Below are 16,803 nucleotides of genomic sequence, written 5' to 3' on the forward strand. Positions count from 1 at the left end.
AAATCCTCAACCGAGATGACATGCCGCTATTTCAGCGGCATATAGATATCGGTCAATAGCTCCGTAGGTGATACGTGGCGCGGATTGTTGATGTAATCCTCGAACATGACGGTATCGCGCAGCTGGCGCCCGGAAGCCGGCAGCCATTGCGCATAGAGCCATTGATAGGCTTTGTGCATGTTTGCGTAAGGGCCCTTGTGGCGCAGCACGGCATACTCGCCGCCTTCGAGCGAGCGCCGCTCCAGAGGAGCATCCACAGCGACGGCCTCATCGTCAGTGACGCAGGCGTAGGAGCGCAGCTTATCCACGTCCACGACATCGGGATCGTCGAGATAGATGCCGATCATGCGCATATCGGGCCCGGCAAGGCCGCGAGCAAAGATGGTGCCGAAGAGCGTTTCGAAAGCCTGGCCGATCTGCATGTAGGAGCCGCGATGGGCGACACCGATCAGTGACATCGGGGAAATGGTGCGAAGCGTAACGTCGAACATGACCGTAATCCTTCCCTGGGTGCTGGGTTCGAAGATCGTGTGGCTTCCCTCTTTCCGATATCGTGCCGGCGGCATGCCGTAGACGGATCTGAAAATGCGATTGAACGACTGGAGGTTGGGATAGCCCGACCGCTTTGCAATGTCGCTGACGGATAGGCGGGTGTTGACGAGATCGCCGGCGGCACGATGCAGCCGGAGCCGCTTGACGGTCGCCGCCGCCGTCTCGCCATAGATCGCCCGATAGATCCTGTGCCAGTGATAGCTGGACATGCAGGCGATTTCGGCGAGCTTTTCCATATCGAGCTCTTCATCCAGATGCTCGTGGATATAGGCCGAAACCCGCCGCAGCCGGGTCTCGTAAAGCGTCCACGCCGTTCCGCCATTCATGTCAAACCCCTTGCAAATCGATCGGCCCGACAAGACCATAACCCGATTTGACAAATCCTGCGGAGTTGAGATGAATGGGAAACTATTCAGTAGGCTCGGAAACGCCCCGATGGTTGATGAGCTCAGCCAGCTGGTAAGCGTAGAGCGTGGTGCCTCCCTGGCTGACGTAGAACTCGGAAGCGCCATAGAACGGTCTGTTGATCTTTGCCAACCAACTCGTCTTCAGTTGCCTTGCTTTATCTTCCCGGATCTCCAGCCTCACGCCCTCTCCCTTTTTGAAGTATTGAACCTTTGCACCGACGATGTCGCTCCAGGGAATACGTTCCCTCGCAACGTCTGAGGCGATAAGGCCTTCGGGGGAAAAATCAAACGCCAGGCGCCTGCCAAGAGCCTTGGATACATAAACGGGCACCAACATCAGAAATAGCAGAGCACCCGAAATCCCGATAAAAAGAAGATAGCTGCCCAAACCTTCGGTGTAATAGCCTAGGTACGCAAAGAACGCCATAAAGGCGCCCCCCCAAAAACAAAGAGTAGTCCTTGAATAACAGATGAGCGCGAGCGGTAAAATATCACTTTCACAAAGCTCCTGCGCCGCTGCTGAAAGTTGGGCCAATGGCCCAACTTAGCAGAACCACAATCCTTAAGCGAGTGCCGCAGCAATCGCCTCGATCGCCTCATCGGCCTTGGCGCCATCCGGGCCGCCGGCCTGGGCCATGTCGGGACGGCCGCCGCCGCCCTTGCCACCGAGCGCAGCCGAAGCGACACGCACGAGATCGACGGCGCTGAAGCGGCCGACCAGATCTTCCGTCACGGCGACGACGGCGCTTGCCTTGCCGTCTTCCGAAACGCCGATCAGCGCAACGACACCGGAGCCAAGGCCTGCCTTGGCTTCATCGGCCAAGCCTTTGAGGTCCTTGGGATCGACGCCGGAAATGGCCTTGCCGAGGAACTTGACGCCATTGACGTCACGGATCGCATCGGCCGAGCCGCCCTGACCACCACCCATCGCAAGCTTGCGCTTGGCATCGGCCAATTCGCGTTCCAGCTTGCGGCGCTCGTCCATCAAGGCTTCGACGCGCGAGACGACATCAGCCGGCTGAACCTTCAGCGTCGAGGCGAGGTTTTTCACACGCTCGTCCTGTTCCGCAAGATAGCCAAGCGCGGATTCGCCGGTCACGGCTTCGATACGGCGCACGCCGGCGCCGACGGCACTTTCGCCGAGAATGCGCACGAGGCCGATCTGTCCCGTAGCGGTGACATGCGTACCGCCGCAGAGCTCGACCGAATAAGGCTTGCCAGACTTGATGCCGCGAACACCCTGTCCCATCGACACCACGCGGACTTCATCGCCATACTTCTCGCCGAACAGCGCCATTGCGCCTTCCGCGATGGCATCGTCGACACTCATCAGCCGTGTCGTCACGGGCGAATTCTGCAGGATAATCTCGTTTGCCATCTCCTCGACGACTTTGAGCTCCTCGGCCGTCATCGGCTTCGGATGCGAGACGTCGAAACGCAGACGCTCGGGCGCGACCAGCGACCCCTTCTGCGCGACATGGGTGCCCAGCACTTCGCGCAGGGCCTCATGCAGCAGGTGAGTGGCGGAGTGATTGGCGCGCAGGCGCGAGCGCCTGTTATGATCGACCGTCAGCACGACGGCATCGCCGACCTTGATCTTGCCTTCGGACACTTCCGAGCTGTGAACGAAAAGGCCTTCGCCCTTCTTCTGGGTATCGCCGACCGTCAGCTTGCCGTTGTCGCTGGAAATGACGCCGGTATCGCCCATCTGACCACCGGATTCGCCATAGAATGGCGTCTGGTTGACGACGATCTGCACCTTGTCGCCGGCAGCGGCGCTATCGACGGCAACGCCATCCCTGACAATCGCCTGAATGACGCCTTCGGCCGTTTCCGTGTCGTAGCCGAGGAATTCGGTCGCGCCCAGCTTTTCCTTGAGCTCGAACCAGATGGTCTCGGTCGCCTTGTCGCCGGAGCCGGTCCAGTGTGAGCGCGCCTCGGCCTTCTGGCGCTCCATGGCATCCGTAAAGCTTGAAATGTCGACGCCGATGCCGCGGGCGCGCAGCGCGTCCTGAGTCAGGTCGAGCGGGAAGCCATAGGTGTCATAGAGCTTGAACGCGGTTTCGCCGTCCAGGCTGTCGCCCTTGTGCAGGTCCGAAGTGGCATCGTTGAGCAGGGACAGGCCGCGTTCCAGCGTCTTGCGGAAACGGGTTTCCTCGAGCTTCAGCGTCTCGGAGGTCAGCGCTTCGGCGCGCACCAGCTCCGGATAGGCACGGCCCATCTGCTGGATCAGCGCCGGCAGCAGCTTCCACATCAGCGGTTCCTTGGCGCCGAGCAGCTGCGCGTGGCGCATGGCGCGGCGCATGATGCGGCGAAGCACGTAACCGCGGCCTTCGTTCGACGGCAGCACGCCATCGGCGATCAGGAAGGCGGAGGAACGCAGATGGTCGGCGATGACGCGATGGCTGGCGCGATGCTCGCCCTCGGCCTTGACGCCCGTCGCTTCTTCCGAAGCTTCGATCAGCGCGCGGAACAGGTCGATATCGTAGTTGTCGTGCTTGCCTTGCAGCACGGCGGCAACGCGCTCGAGGCCCATGCCGGTGTCGATCGACGGGCGCGGCAGGTCGACGCGCTGTTCCTTGGTGATCTGCTCGAACTGCATGAAGACGAGATTCCAGATCTCGATGAAACGGTCGCCGTCTTCTTCCGGAGACCCGGGAGGGCCGCCCCAGATATGATCGCCGTGATCGTAGAAGATTTCCGAACAGGGACCGCAGGGGCCGGTATCGCCCATCGCCCAGAAATTGTCGCTGGTCGCGATGCGGATGATCCGGTCGTCGGAGAGGCCGGCGATCTTCTTCCACAGGTTAAAGGCGTCGTCGTCGGTGTGATAGACCGTGACCAGCAGGCGTTTGGCATCGAGGCCGAATTCCTTGGTGATCAGGTTCCAGGCAAGCTCGATGGCGCGCTCTTTGAAATAGTCGCCAAAGGAGAAGTTGCCGAGCATCTCGAAGAAGGTGTGGTGACGCGCGGTATAGCCGACATTGTCGAGGTCGTTGTGCTTGCCGCCGGCGCGCACGCATTTCTGCGCCGTCGAGGCCGTCGTATAGGGACGCTGCTCCAGGCCGGTGAAGACGTTCTTGAACTGCACCATCCCGGCATTGGTGAACATCAATGTCGGATCGTTGCGCGGTACGAGCGGGCTCGACGGCACGATCTCGTGGCCGTTTTTCTTAAAATAGTCGAGAAAGGTCGACCGGATTTCATTCACACCGCTCATATGGGGCCCTTCAGTCCTGCGCTCGGCAACTTGCGTCAAAGTCAGTGGCTTTTATCGTTCGCTCCGGGCGCTGTCCAGCCGCACGAACAAAACCGGCCGCACATCCCTTGGACAATGCAGCCGGTTTCGGTTTTTTAGTCTCATCTCAAGCCGGTCATTGCTTTCCGGAAATCATTATTCTCCGGAAGCGTCGCCATCATCGGCATCCGGGCCGCCATTCTGCAGAAAGCGATCGGCAATGAGACCGGCATTCTGACGCAGCGACAATTCGATCTCGCGGGAAAGATCCGGATTATCGCGCAGGAAGATCTTCGCATTCTCGCGGCCCTGGCCGAGGCGCTGGCTGTTATAGGAGAACCAGGCACCGGACTTTTCGACGATGCCGGCCTTGACGCCGAGATCGACCAGCTCACCGGTCTTGGAAACGCCTTCGCCATACATGATATCGAACTCGACCTGCTTGAAGGGCGGCGCCATCTTGTTCTTGACGACCTTGACGCGGGTCTGGTTGCCGATCACCTCTTCCCGCTCCTTGACGGCGCCGATGCGGCGGATGTCAAGGCGAACCGAAGCATAGAATTTCAGCGCATTGCCGCCCGTCGTCGTTTCCGGCGAGCCGAACATGACGCCGATCTTCATACGGATCTGGTTGATGAAGATCACCATGGTCTTGGACTTCGAAATCGAAGCCGTGAGCTTGCGCAGCGCCTGGCTCATCAGGCGGGCCTGCAGGCCCGGCAGGCTGTCACCCATCTCACCTTCGATTTCGGCGCGTGGCGTCAATGCCGCGACGGAATCGACCACGAGAACGTCGACGGCGCCGGAGCGAACCAGCGTGTCGGTGATTTCAAGCGCCTGCTCGCCGGTATCCGGCTGCGAGATCAAGAGGTTCTGCAAATCGACGCCGAGCTTGCGGGCATAGACCGGATCGAGCGCATGTTCCGCGTCCACGAAAGCGCAGATACCGCCCTTCTTCTGGGCTTCCGCAATGGTCTGCAGCGCCAGTGTCGTCTTACCCGAGCTTTCAGGCCCGTAGATTTCGATGATGCGCCCCTTCGGCAAGCCGCCAATGCCGAGAGCGATATCGAGGCTCAGGGAGCCGGTGGAAACCGTTTCGATTTCGACCACATTCTCGTTAGAGCCGAGCTTCATGATCGAGCCCTTGCCGAACGACCGCTCAATTTGAGAGAGTGCCGCTTCAAGTGCCTTGCTTTTATCCACCGATTTGTCCTCTACAAGCCGCAAAGAATTCTGAGACATTCGATCCACCTTTAGGTTATTGGAGCCGCTCTAGCAATGTCGCCGCCGATGAGAATTCTGTACTCTATTTGTTCTATTATCGCAAGAGCACAACAAGCGATTGAAAGAAAAAGGTAAAATGATTTCCGTTCTACTTTTGTTTTCTCCTTTCTTCCCAGATAGTTACACGTCCGGGACGATCAATTCGGGCATGGCGCCGCGCCGCCCGATTCGTCTTTTCGATTGCCGAGGATAAGCAGATGGCGAAGAAGATTCTCGTTCTCGGCGGCGCTCACATCGACCGGCGCGGCCGCATATTCGGCGAGACGGCGCCAGGGGCCAGCAACCCCGGGGCCTGGTTCGAGGAGCCCGGCGGCGGCGGCTTCAACGCGGCACGAAATCTCTCCCGCCTGGGTTTCGACGTCAGGCTGATTTCGCCACGCGGGGGCGATCCTTCAGGCGAAATGGTGGCCGAAGCCGCCAGCCAGGCCGGCATCGACGACACGCCGTTCGTCTTCCTCGACCGCAAGACGCCAAGCTATACCGCCATCCTCGAGCACGACGGCAACCTCGTGATCGCGCTTGCGGATATGGAGCTCTACAAGCTGTTCGTTCCCAGGCGCCTGGCGATTCGTGCCGTTCGCGACGCTTTCGAGGATGCGGACCTCATTCTTTGCGACGCCAATCTGCCGGCCGAGACTTTGGCTGCAATCGCGGCAAAGGCCGCGATATGCGGCAAACCCGTCGCCGCCATTGCGATCTCGCCGGCAAAGGTCGTGCGGCTGAAGCCAAGCCTTGCCGCCATCGACCATCTGTTCCTCAACGAAGCCGAAGCCGCCGCATTGACCGAAAGCCGCCCGGAAGACCCGCGCGAATGGGTAACCGCCTTGCGCGCGCTCGGCCTGCGCAACGGTGTGATCACCCGCGGCAAGCGCGAGCTGATCGCCTTTTCGCGCGATGCCGTCGTCACCCTGCAACCGCCTGTCGTCGATAATGTCGCCGATGTCACCGGGGCGGGCGATTCGCTTGCCTCGGGCGTCCTTTCCGCCTTGCTCGCCGGCCACGATCTGGCCGAAGCCGTGCGGCACGGGGCAGCGGCTGCCGCGATCACCGTTCAATCTCCCTATGCGACCGCAGAAAATCTCTCCGCCGAACTGCTAAAGATGACGTTGGCCCTTGTTCCCAAGGCCGAAATTCTGTCATGAAGCCTGTTCAAAACGCGTATACTGTTTCAGTGAATTGGAAACGACAATGACCCAGCCTATCTCGCCACTGCTTCCGATCTCCTATTCGAAGGAAGTCGCCGCCGCCAAGCTGCGCGGCGCGCCGGTCGTGGCATTGGAATCGACCATCATCACCCACGGCATGCCCTATCCCGGCAATATCGAGATGGCCCGCAGCGTCGAGGAAATCATCCGGCAGGAAGGCGCCGTCCCGGCGACCATCGCCGTCATTCACGGTACGCTGCACATCGGGCTCGAGCCGGAAGAGCTGGAAGCGCTGGCGAAGACGGAAGGCGCGATGAAGGTTTCGCGCGCCGACATCGCCTTTGCGATCGCCGAGCGCCGCACCGGCGCAACGACGGTTGCCGCCACCATGATCGCCGCGGCACGCGCCGGCATCAAGGTTTTCGCCACCGGCGGCATCGGCGGCGTGCATCGCGGCGCTGAAGAGAGCTTCGATATTTCGGCCGACCTCGAAGAGCTTTCCCGCACCGGCGTCATCGTCGTCTGCGCCGGCGCCAAGGCGATCCTCGATATTCCGAAGACGCTCGAAGTGCTGGAAACGCGCGGCGTTCCGGTCGTAACCTATGACAGCACCGAATTCCCGGCCTTCTGGTCGCGCTCTTCCGGCCTTGCGAGCCCGCTGACGCTGAACAGCCCCGCTGCTATCGCCAACTTCCAGACCACGCGCGAACAGCTCGGCATCGACGGTGGCATGCTCATTGCAAATCCGGTTCCGGAAGCCGCCGAAATCCCGCGCGAGGAAATGGAAATCTATATCCAGCGCGCCATCGACAGCGCCGAGCGCGACGAAGTGTCCGGCAAGGCAGTGACGCCGTACCTGCTCAGCACCATCTTCGATATCACCGAAGGCCGCAGCCTCAAGACCAATATCGCGCTTGTCGAAAACAATGCGCGCCTGGCTGCGGAAATCGCCGTCGCCCTGGCGGAATAATCAGGGCCGCATTTGCGAAAAAAGGCCGGGCGCTTCAAAAGATCGCCCGGCCTTTTTTGTTTCAGGTCAGGGAAAACAGACCCAGAGCGTTCCTCAGTTCGGCAAATGTCGCCTCCGTCCGTTCCTTCGCCTTGCGCGTCCCGTCACGGACGATTTCCATGACGTAATCCGGCTCGGCGGCGTAGCGCGCACGGCGCTCGCGGATCGGTGCGAGCAGCGCCTGCAAGGTGTCTTCCAGATGTCTCTTCAAGGTGACGTCGCCGAGGCCGCCGCGGCGATAGTGCGCTTTCATCTCCTCAAGCAGCCCTCGATCCTCGCAAAAGGCATCGAGATAGGTGAAAACGACATTTCCTTCGACCTTGCCCGGGTCGCCGACCCGCAGGTGATCCGGATCGGTATACATGCGCCGCACGGCATCACGTATTTCCTCCGGCGATGCCGAGAGCGGGATGGCATTGCCCTGGGATTTGCTCATCTTGGCCTTGCCGTCGACGCCCGGCAGGCGCCCGACGCTCGGCACCATGGCCGCAGCCTCGACGAGGACGTCACGCCCGATCTGCCGGTTGAGGCGGCGGACGATCTCATTGGTCTGCTCGATCAACGGCGCCTGATCCTCCCCGACGGGCACGACCGTCGCCTTGAACGCGGTGATATCGGCGGCTTGCGCAACCGGATAGCAAAGAAAGCCGGCAGGCACGTCACGTTCGAAGCCACGCATCTGGATCTCCGTCTTGATCGTCGGATTGCGCTCCAACCGGCTGACCGTAACGAAATTCAGATAGAGCAACGTCAGCTCCGCCAGTGCCGGCAGGGCGGATTGAACGCAGATCGTCGTCAATGCCGGGTCGATACCGACGGCGAGGTAATCGATGGCGACTTCGAGAACGTTGCGACGAACCTTTTCGGGATCGTGGGCATTGTCGGTCAGCGCCTGCGTATCCGCCAGCAGCAGGAATTGCCGATGGCTATGCTGAAGCGCGACGCGGCTTTTCAGCGAGCCGACATAGTGGCCGAGATGGAGAGGACCGGTGGTCCGGTCGCCCGTCAGAATGACGGGACGGGTATCGATAGGGAAAGACATTTCGCTGCTCCGTAAAAGGAGCCGCCGCAATCGGGAAGGAAAATGAAATGGACCATGCCTGCCGGATCACGGCGGCAGGGTCGATTTCAAAACATGACGACTGCCGCTCCTAGAAGGAGCGCCACCACATACGGAAAGCGGGCGTGGCAAGGTCGATCATGCCCGGTTGATATCACCCGAATACGGCACCGCGCAATAGCGACCGGAAACTCGCGTTGGATGAAGATCCCTGCCCGCTTATCCTTACTTGTCCAGTGTCTCGCGCACGACGACGGCGAGCTGTTTCAGCGAGAACGGTTTCGGCAGGAAGCCGAACTGAGCATCGGCCGGCAGGTTGCGGGCAAAGGCATCCTCGGCGTAGCCCGAAACGAAGATGAACTTCAGATCCGGGTATTTCTTGCGCAGTTCCCGCAGCAGGGTCGGCCCATCCATTTCCGGCATGACGACGTCGGAGACGACAACATCGACCTGACCGTCGAGTTCGTCCATGATGTCGAGCGCCTCCACACCGGAACCGGCCTCGTGAACGGTATAGCCGCGCGTCTCCAGCATGCGCTTGCCGCCGCGACGTACCGCCTCCTCGTCCTCGACCAGCAGCACGACCGCGGACTTGCCGGTAAGATCGGCCGGCTCGTCCGGCGCGACCACTGCGCCAACGCTCTGGTCCATGGCAGCGACGTCCCGGCTTTCCGGTTTCGCTTCCGCCACGGCGGGCATCTCGACAATGTGCCGCGGCAGGAAGATGCGGAAGGTCGTTCCCTTGCCCACTTCCGATTCCGGCTGGATGTAGCCGCCGGACTGCTTGATGATGCCATAGACCATTGCAAGGCCGAGGCCGGTGCCCTTGCCCACTTCCTTGGTCGTGAAGAAGGGCTCGAAAATCTTGTCCATGATCTCCGGCGCGATGCCCGTCCCTGTATCGCTGACCTCGACGAGAACCATGTCCTCCTGCGGCAGATAGGGATAGTTGAAGGCGCTGACGTCCATCGCGAGCAGATTTCGCGTCCGCAGCGTCAGTATGCCGCCGCCAGGCATGGCGTCGCGCGCGTTGACGCAAAGATTGATCAGCACCTGCTCGAACTGAGACAGATCGGTCTTGACCGGCCAGAGATCGCGGCCGTAATCGACATCGAGCTTGACGTGTGTGCCCGAGAGCAGACGGTCCACCAACATGCGCAGGTCGCCGATCACGTCGGTCAGATTGAGGATCGTCGGGCGCATGGTCTGCTTGCGCGAGAAGGCGAGCAGCTGCCGCACCAGCACCGCCGCGCGATTGGCGTTGCGCTTTATTTCCATCAGGTCCGCGAAGCTGGCATCGGAAGGACGCGCCTGCAGCAGCAGATGGTCGGACGACAAAAGGATCGCGGTCAGCACGTTGTTGAAGTCGTGGGCGATGCCGCCGGCGAGCGTGCCGACCGCATTGAGCTTCTGCGTCTGCGCCATCTGCGTCTCGAGCGCCTTCTGCTCCGTCACCTCGACGGCATAGACGATGGCGGCCTCCTCGGGCGCCTCGTCGGTCTGGTCGATGACCGCATTGATGTAGAAGCGGAAATGCCGGGTGTCGTCCTTGGGATTGCGGGAGTCGATCGGCGGAATGTCGCCTTGCCGGTCCTTGGCGGCGGCCAGCGCTTGCTGCAATCGCGACCGGTCGCTTTCGTTGACGATGGTTTCGAGGGCGGCGCCCCGTTCGATATCGTCGCGCGACACCAGATCCGAAAAGAGCTTCAGGAACGGGGCGTTGGTCCGCAGAATGCGTCCATTGCCATCGACGGAAGCAATCGCCATCGGCGTATTATTGAAGAAGCGGCTGAACCGCATTGCGGCTGCGGAAGCCGACTGCTCCGTGTCGGCACCGTTCTGACGGGTCAGGACGATGGTACGACTCTCGCCGGGAGCGCCGTCGCGCATCGACGTGACGCTGTGGACGATCTGGACCGGCAGGCTTTGCCCGTTGGCGCGGCGCAGATCGAGATCGAGCGTCACCGTCTTCTTGAGTCCGGGCTCGGCCTGGACGGACTGGATGAGCGCCAGCCCTTCGCCGGCGACGAGATCGCCTATCGTCATCGAGCCCGGCACGAATTTCGTCAGGTCGAAACCAAGCCATTCGGCAAGCGTCGCATTGAGATAGAAAATCTCGCCCTTGCGGCCGGCGGAAAAGAAACCGGCCGGAGCATGGTCGAGATAGTCGATCGCGTTCTGCAACTCCTTGAAGAAGCGCTCCTGATCGTCTCGCTCGGAGGTGATGTCGGTGATCTGCCAGATGTGCAGCGCTTTGTTGCTATCCTGCTCTGGCGACAGCACTCGCGCCTTCAGGCGATACCAGTGGGCTCCCTGGCCGATCCCGTTGAAAGGACCCAAGGGCTTCAGCAGGCGGAATTCCTCCGATCCCTCCTTGCCGTCGCGCAGGCCGTTGGCAAGACGGTAAAGAGCCTCGTTGGATTCGCGGTTTCGCGACAGCAGCATCTCGAGCGACTGCACCTCCGTCGCCTTGGCGGCGCCGGTGAGCCGGCCATAGGCGGCGTTGGCATAGACGATGCGCCCCTTTTCGTCGGTGATCAGCGTTCCGTCCGGATGGCTGTTGAGAAACGAGCGCGCCAGACTGTCGGATTGCGGCTGCGGCATGACCTCGACAAAGCCGATGATCGATGAAACCAGGAAAAAGATGCCGACCATGGCGAGAATGCCGAGGCCGCCAAGCACCGCTTCATTGTCGAGCTGGCTCTTGAAGACGACGAAGGCAGCCGCCGCCGCCACGAGAACGAGCGCAAGCAGGATGATGCGCAGCACGGTTCCCGAGCGAACTCCGCGATCCACCAGCGGCACGCTATACTCGTCTGACGGACGCTGCTTCGTCATAAACCCCTCGTATCAGCCGTTCTCCCTCGCGACATGTCATACACGGTAAGGATCGCAGGAGTCGGACCTTTCGAATCTTCTTTATCAATTTGCGTCACCGGCAAAAAGCTTTGCCGGGCCAGAAAGGCTTGAATTCACAGGCAATGGAGCGCAACGGACAGCAATCGCATCTTGTCTCCGGCGCAAACCTGTTCATATGATCGCCGCAGATGAGGGGCAAAGTCAAAGCAACTACCCGCCATAATTGCGCGTAGGCCGCGACATCGGGACAAATACGGAGTAATTCGACATGTTGGACGACATCGCCGGAGCCTATGGCAGCCGTTTCTTTCTCGCAGCCGGTGGAGTTGGCATCGCCCTGCTCGTGCTGATCGGCATCCTGTGGATTTTGCGAAGCCGGGCACCCTCTCCTTTCGTGCGCGGCGGCAAGAACCGGCAGCCCCGTCTGCAGGTGCTGGATGCCGCGGCTGTGGATGCCCGCCGCCGTCTCGTGCTCGTGCGCCGCGACGGGATCGAGCACCTGATCATGATCGGCGGCCCGACCGACATCGTCATCGAAGCAGGCATTTCCGATGCCACCCGCACGGGCACGACCGCGACGCCGGCCGAAATTCCCGTGGCATACGAAAGCCGGCAGCCCCTGCCGCAGAAGGCAGCCGAGCTCGACGCTCCTCCCGTAGCCCTCGCACAGCCTCGCCCCGCCGCGGAAGACAAGATCGAAACCCCTCGGCGCATCGAAACGGCCGTTGCCGCACCTGCGCCGGAACCGTCTCCGGCATCTCCCGCGGTCGAGCCCCCGCGAGCGGCTGCCGTCAAGCCGCCGCAACCGGCTCCTCAATCTGCCGTGACCATCAGCGAGGCCGAAGCCGCCGACATACTGGACGCCGCCCGCCATGTCGTCCTGCCACAGCAGCAGCCTGCCCCTGCTCGCGCGCTGCCCGTCGAGCCTGCTGTTGCGCCTCAGCGCGCGGCCGAGTCCGGCAACGAATTCCAGCGCGTACTGGAAGCAGAAATGTCGAAGAACCTGACGGCCGAACGGATCATTCCGAATGCGCCGGCGCCGCGGCAGGTGCAGCAGCAACCGGGCGCGGCACCATCGCCATCGCAGACCCCGGGACCGGCGAAGCGCGTCGAGCCCGAACTTGCGCCGTTGACCGGCAGCGACAGCGCCCTCCAGCAGGAGGTCGCCCGTATTTTCGGGGAAATGAGCGTCAGCCGCGACAAATAACGCGTGGCCCGAAGCGCCGAAAATCAAAAAGGCACGACGAAGATATCCGTCGTGCCTTTTATTTTTAAGCCCGGCCGCAGCCAGCCGTTTGCCTATTCGTCGCGATAAACTTTTTCCCGGCGCTCGTGGCGTTCCTGCGCTTCGATCGACAGGGTTGCGATCGGACGGGCATCCAGGCGCTTCAGGCCGATCGGCTCACCGGTCTCTTCACAATAGCCGTAAGTACCATCTTCTATACGCTGCAATGCGGCATCGATTTTGGAAATGAGTTTACGCTGGCGGTCGCGAGCCCGAAGTTCGATGGCTCTGTCCGTTTCCGAGGAAGCACGGTCGGCGAGATCGGGATGATTTGCGCTTTCTTCTGCCAGATGGTCCAGGGTTTCGCGCGCTTCTCTCAAGATGTCGTTTTTCCATGCGATCAGCTTCGCTCGGAAATAGGCCCGCTGATTCAAATTCATGAACTCCTCGTCTTCCGAGGGCACATAATTGCTAAGATCGATCTTCTCACTCAACGCGATTCTCCTGAAGAACATCTCATATGGCTGGGCTGTATATCCCAACCGATAGGACCGATTCAAGCCAAATAGATGCTGTCAACTGATTTTTAAATTTGTCATAAAATTCGGCTAAGCGTCTATTTTTTCATCATTTCTTCGCCACGGCCGGTTTCATTGCTTCCGTAACCTTCGCGTGAGGGCGGATCATTCCGCCATCCGGGCGGGTCGCGCCGCAGTTGACGGCACATGCGAACAAACGCTACGTCATGAGGGAAATCGAGCTCCGGAATTTCGCCATGACCAGCATTTCGCCGCCGCCCTCCAGGATCTATCTGCTGCGTCACGCCGAGGCCCAGCAGGCCGCCCCCGGCCAGAGAGATTTCGACCGTCCCCTGAACGATAACGGCTATGCCGCTGCCGAGATCGTCGCCGACGAAGCCGTCGACAAAGGCTACAAGCCCGACCTCGTCATTTCGTCCACGGCCCTGCGCTGCCGCCAGACCGCGGAAGCCATGCGACGCGCGGTGACGCCGGAAACGGAATTCCGCTTCGTCGATGCCATGTACAACGGCACGCTCGAAATTTACCTGTCGCTCATTGCCGGCCAGACCGACCAGGACTCCGTGATGCTGGTCGGACACAATCCGATCATCGAGCAGACGCTCGCAGCCCTGATCGGACGCGAGGCCCTGGCCGGCGCTCTCCCGCGCGGATTTCCGACGGCCGGGCTTGCCGTCGTCGACTCGACGCCGTCGGGCTGGGTTCTGACCGACTTCGTCACCGAATAGGATATTTTGCGAAATCCGGGCGACCAGCGCCCCTCGCCCAGATTGCGGCTCCGTTTCCGTTCATCTTTTCGGAGCGAGTTTCGATCCCTATATTCACGGTCACGCTGCCATCCAGGGATCCCGCCTTGCCCCCAAGCCTGACCTCTTTTACCGACGACGCCCTGATCGCCTTTGACAATCTCGCCGATCGCGCAGCCGGCCTCGTCAATCCGACGATTCGTCTGGGCGTTACCGGCCTCTCCCGTTCCGGTAAGACCGTCTTCATCTCTTCCCTGGTGCATAATCTTCTGAATGGCGGTCGGCTGCCGCTGTTCGAGCCGGTGCAATCCGGCCGCGTTTCCGCCGTTCGCCTCGAGCCGCAGCCGGATGACGCCGTGCCGCGCTTTCAGTATGAGGATCACATTCGCGCGCTCGTCAAGGACCGCATCTGGCCGGATTCGACGCGCGCCATCTCCGAACTGCGCATCACCCTGGACTATCAGAGCGCGAGCGGCTGGAACCGCCTGTTTTCGCCGGGTCGCCTCTCCATCGATATCGTCGACTATCCCGGCGAATGGCTGCTCGACCTGCCGCTGCTCGCCAAGGATTTCCGCACGTTCAGCGAGGAAACCCTGGCACTCGCGAATACCGGCATTCGCGCTGAACTTTCGCGTCGCTGGCTGGGGATGGCCGAGGAAGCCGATGTTGCCGCGCCCGCCGACGAAATGAAGGCGCGCGACCTTGCCGCCGCCTTCGCCGACTATTTGAAAGCCTGCAAATCCGACGAACGTTCGCTCTCGACGCTGCCGCCCGGTCGCTTTCTCCTGCCGGGCGATCTCGATGGCTCGCCTGCTCTCACCTTCGCGCCGTTGAAGCTGCCGCCGGAAGGCAATGCGGTCAAAGGTTCGTTGTGGGCGATGATGGAGCGCCGCTACGAGGCCTATAAAGCCGTCGTCGTCAAACCTTTCTTCCGCGAGCATTTCGCCCGCCTCGACCGGCAGATCGTCCTCGTCGACGCCCTTCAGGCCATCAATCGCGGCCCGGAGGCGGTGCAGGATCTCGAACGGGCGCTGACGGACGTGCTGGCCTGCTTCCGCCCCGGCACGAATTCGCTGCTGTCCTCGCTGCTCGGCCGCCGCATCGACCGCGTGCTCGTTGCCGCCACCAAGGCCGACCACCTTCATCACGAAAGCCATGACCGGCTGGAGGCATTGACCCGCCGCCTCGTCGAGCGCGCCATAGAGCACATCGGCATGGCGGGCGCCGGCATCGAGGTCATGGCCATTGCCTCGGTGCGCGCCACCCGCGAGGCAACCGTGACCCGCGACGGGCAGACGCTGCCCGTCATCGTCGGCACGCCGATGGACAAGGAGACCATCGCCGGCGAGACCTTCGACGGCAATCGCAAGACGGCGGTCTTCCCGGGCGATCTCCCGGAAAACCCGCGCTGGCTGTTCGAAGCCCTTGAATCGGATGGAGCAAAGGTCCACCTGCCCGAGGTGAACGTCGTGCGGTTCCGCCCGCCGGAGCTGGACGAAACCGGTGGAGGCATCAAGCTCTCGGTGCCGCACATCCGCCTCGACCGCGCCATGCAGTTCCTGTTCGGAGACCGTCTCGCATGACGAAAGCGACCGACAACCAGCCACACGAAAGCCCCCGCCGTCCGGCTGCCTTTACGGTGGAGCCGGACGCCTCCAGAAAAGCGGCAGATATCAAGCCCGTCCCGCCGGCGGCACGCAAACCGCAAAGTTTCGATACCGATATCGTGCTCGCGTCCGATGAGGAGGATCCATTCATCAATCCGGCCCTCGGCGCCGATTTCGATGGCGATGCCGTCGTCAGGCCGCGTCGCAAAGGATTTTCCTTTGGCAAGGTAGCGCTCGGCGCGCTTGGAATTCTGGTGTCGCTCGCCTTCGGCCTCTGGACGGATCAGCTCATCCGCAATCTGTTCAGCCGGGCCGACTGGCTTGGTTATACCGCTCTTGCGGTCGTGGCCGTCGGCATTCTGGCCGTCTTTGCGATCGTCATTCGCGAAACGGCCGGAATGATGCGGCTGGCGGCGGTGCAGACTATCAAGGCCGAGGCGGAGTCCGCGGCGGTCGAAACCCGGCCGGCGCGCGCCAAAGCGCTGGTCAAGCGCCTCTGCTCGCTGCTGGAAGCCAATCCGGACACGGCCAGGGGCCGCGCAACGCTGAAGGCGGCGGAAGACGATATCATCGACGCGCCGCAGCTGATCGACCTTGCGGAACGCGAGCTTCTCGGTCCGCTCGACCGCCGCGCGCGGGCGCTCATTCTCGGCGCTTCGAAGCGTGTTTCGGTTGTCACTGCCATCAGCCCTCGCGCGCTCGTCGATATTCTCTACGTCCTGTACGAGGCGGCCAAACTCGTCCGGGCCATGGCGGAGCTCTATGGCGGCCGGCCCGGCGCGCTCGGTATGGTCAGGCTGATGCGCGATGTGCTTGCCCATCTCGCCGTTACGGGCTCCATCGCCGTCGGCGACAGTATCGTCCAGCAATTGATCGGGCACGGGCTGGCATCGAAGCTTTCCGCTCGCCTTGGCGAAGGCGTCGTCAACGGCATGATGACGGCCAGAATCGGAATTGCAGCGATGGATCTTTGCCGGCCGCTTCCCTTCAAGGCGCTCAAGCGACCGGGCATTGCCGATTTCGCCGGCGACCTCACACCGAACGTTACCGGCCGCAATCCGGCGTGATCACCTGAAAATCCAGCGTTTTAGCATCTCGGAAACCAAGCATTAACCATTCTGCGGCAAAAGTG

The 16,803-nt window shown here is 61.5% G+C and carries 13 protein-coding genes; 6 read left to right on the forward strand and 7 right to left on the reverse strand.

Annotation, left to right across the window (positions count from 1 at the left end):
- Nucleotides 1–26: 26 nt before the first annotated feature.
- The 4 genes from ACJJVH_RS07235 to recA form a co-directional block, all read right to left on the reverse strand.
- Entirely contained in the window at nucleotides 27–878 is an 852-nt protein-coding gene (locus ACJJVH_RS07235) for an AraC family transcriptional regulator (protein WP_412064994.1), read from the reverse strand.
- Nucleotides 879–960: 82 nt separating this feature from the next.
- Complete coding sequence (locus ACJJVH_RS07240) at nucleotides 961–1,494, reverse strand: hypothetical protein (protein ID WP_162751903.1); 534 nt, start codon at nucleotides 1,492–1,494, stop codon at nucleotides 961–963.
- A gap of 27 nt (nucleotides 1,495–1,521) precedes the next feature.
- A complete protein-coding gene (gene alaS / locus ACJJVH_RS07245; RefSeq protein WP_412064995.1) occupies nucleotides 1,522–4,179 on the reverse strand; it encodes an alanine--tRNA ligase in 2,658 nt (885 codons plus the stop codon).
- Between the two features lie 174 nt (nucleotides 4,180–4,353).
- Nucleotides 4,354–5,439 (reverse strand): recombinase RecA, encoded by a 1,086-nt coding sequence (gene recA / locus ACJJVH_RS07250; protein ID WP_112797567.1) that lies wholly within the window; start codon nucleotides 5,437–5,439, stop codon nucleotides 4,354–4,356.
- A gap of 239 nt (nucleotides 5,440–5,678) precedes the next feature.
- On the opposite strand from recA, the gene ACJJVH_RS07255 reads away from it, so the two are divergent.
- Both ACJJVH_RS07255 and ACJJVH_RS07260 read left to right on the forward strand, forming a co-directional pair.
- Nucleotides 5,679–6,623, forward strand: coding sequence for a carbohydrate kinase family protein (locus ACJJVH_RS07255; protein WP_412064996.1), 945 nt, complete (start codon nucleotides 5,679–5,681; stop codon nucleotides 6,621–6,623).
- A gap of 46 nt (nucleotides 6,624–6,669) precedes the next feature.
- Nucleotides 6,670–7,596: a pseudouridine-5'-phosphate glycosidase gene (locus ACJJVH_RS07260; protein ID WP_112797570.1), complete on the forward strand. Its 927-nt coding sequence runs from the start codon at nucleotides 6,670–6,672 to the stop codon at nucleotides 7,594–7,596.
- Nucleotides 7,597–7,657: 61 nt separating this feature from the next.
- On the opposite strand, the gene trpS is transcribed toward ACJJVH_RS07260, so the two are convergent.
- Together trpS and cckA are read right to left on the reverse strand one after the other, a co-directional pair.
- The gene (trpS, locus tag ACJJVH_RS07265; RefSeq protein WP_113385616.1) at nucleotides 7,658–8,677 is read right to left on the reverse strand and encodes a tryptophan--tRNA ligase; all 1,020 of its coding nucleotides are present in this window, start codon (nucleotides 8,675–8,677) and stop codon (nucleotides 7,658–7,660) included.
- Between the two features lie 243 nt (nucleotides 8,678–8,920).
- Nucleotides 8,921–11,533: a cell cycle histidine kinase CckA gene (gene cckA, locus ACJJVH_RS07270; protein ID WP_112797574.1), complete on the reverse strand. Its 2,613-nt coding sequence runs from the start codon at nucleotides 11,531–11,533 to the stop codon at nucleotides 8,921–8,923.
- A 289-nt stretch (nucleotides 11,534–11,822) separates the two neighbouring features.
- Between cckA and ACJJVH_RS07275 the strand changes: the two genes are divergently transcribed.
- A complete protein-coding gene (locus ACJJVH_RS07275) occupies nucleotides 11,823–12,761 on the forward strand; it encodes a flagellar biosynthetic protein FliO (RefSeq protein WP_412064997.1) in 939 nt (312 codons plus the stop codon).
- A 92-nt stretch (nucleotides 12,762–12,853) separates the two neighbouring features.
- Here the strand turns inward: ACJJVH_RS07275 and dksA are convergent, their stop codons facing one another.
- Nucleotides 12,854–13,273: an RNA polymerase-binding protein DksA gene (gene dksA / locus ACJJVH_RS07280; RefSeq protein ID WP_004109001.1), complete on the reverse strand. Its 420-nt coding sequence runs from the start codon at nucleotides 13,271–13,273 to the stop codon at nucleotides 12,854–12,856.
- Nucleotides 13,274–13,554: 281 nt separating this feature from the next.
- On the opposite strand from dksA, the gene ACJJVH_RS07285 reads away from it, so the two are divergent.
- From ACJJVH_RS07285 to ACJJVH_RS07295, 3 genes are all read left to right on the forward strand, one after another.
- Nucleotides 13,555–14,046 (forward strand): SixA phosphatase family protein, encoded by a 492-nt coding sequence (locus ACJJVH_RS07285; protein WP_112798128.1) that lies wholly within the window; start codon nucleotides 13,555–13,557, stop codon nucleotides 14,044–14,046.
- Between the two features lie 125 nt (nucleotides 14,047–14,171).
- Entirely contained in the window at nucleotides 14,172–15,647 is a 1,476-nt protein-coding gene (locus tag ACJJVH_RS07290; RefSeq protein ID WP_412064998.1) for a YcjX family protein, read from the forward strand.
- Nucleotides 15,644–16,738, forward strand: a complete 1,095-nt coding sequence (locus ACJJVH_RS07295) for a TIGR01620 family protein (protein ID WP_113404705.1) — start codon at nucleotides 15,644–15,646, stop codon at nucleotides 16,736–16,738. Before ACJJVH_RS07290 ends, ACJJVH_RS07295 begins: the two co-directional genes overlap by 4 nt.
- The last annotated feature ends 65 nt before the right edge of the window (nucleotides 16,739–16,803 follow it).

The sequence above is a fragment of the Rhizobium sp. SYY.PMSO genome, assembly GCF_046840415.1.
Lineage (GTDB): Bacteria > Pseudomonadota > Alphaproteobacteria > Rhizobiales > Rhizobiaceae > Rhizobium.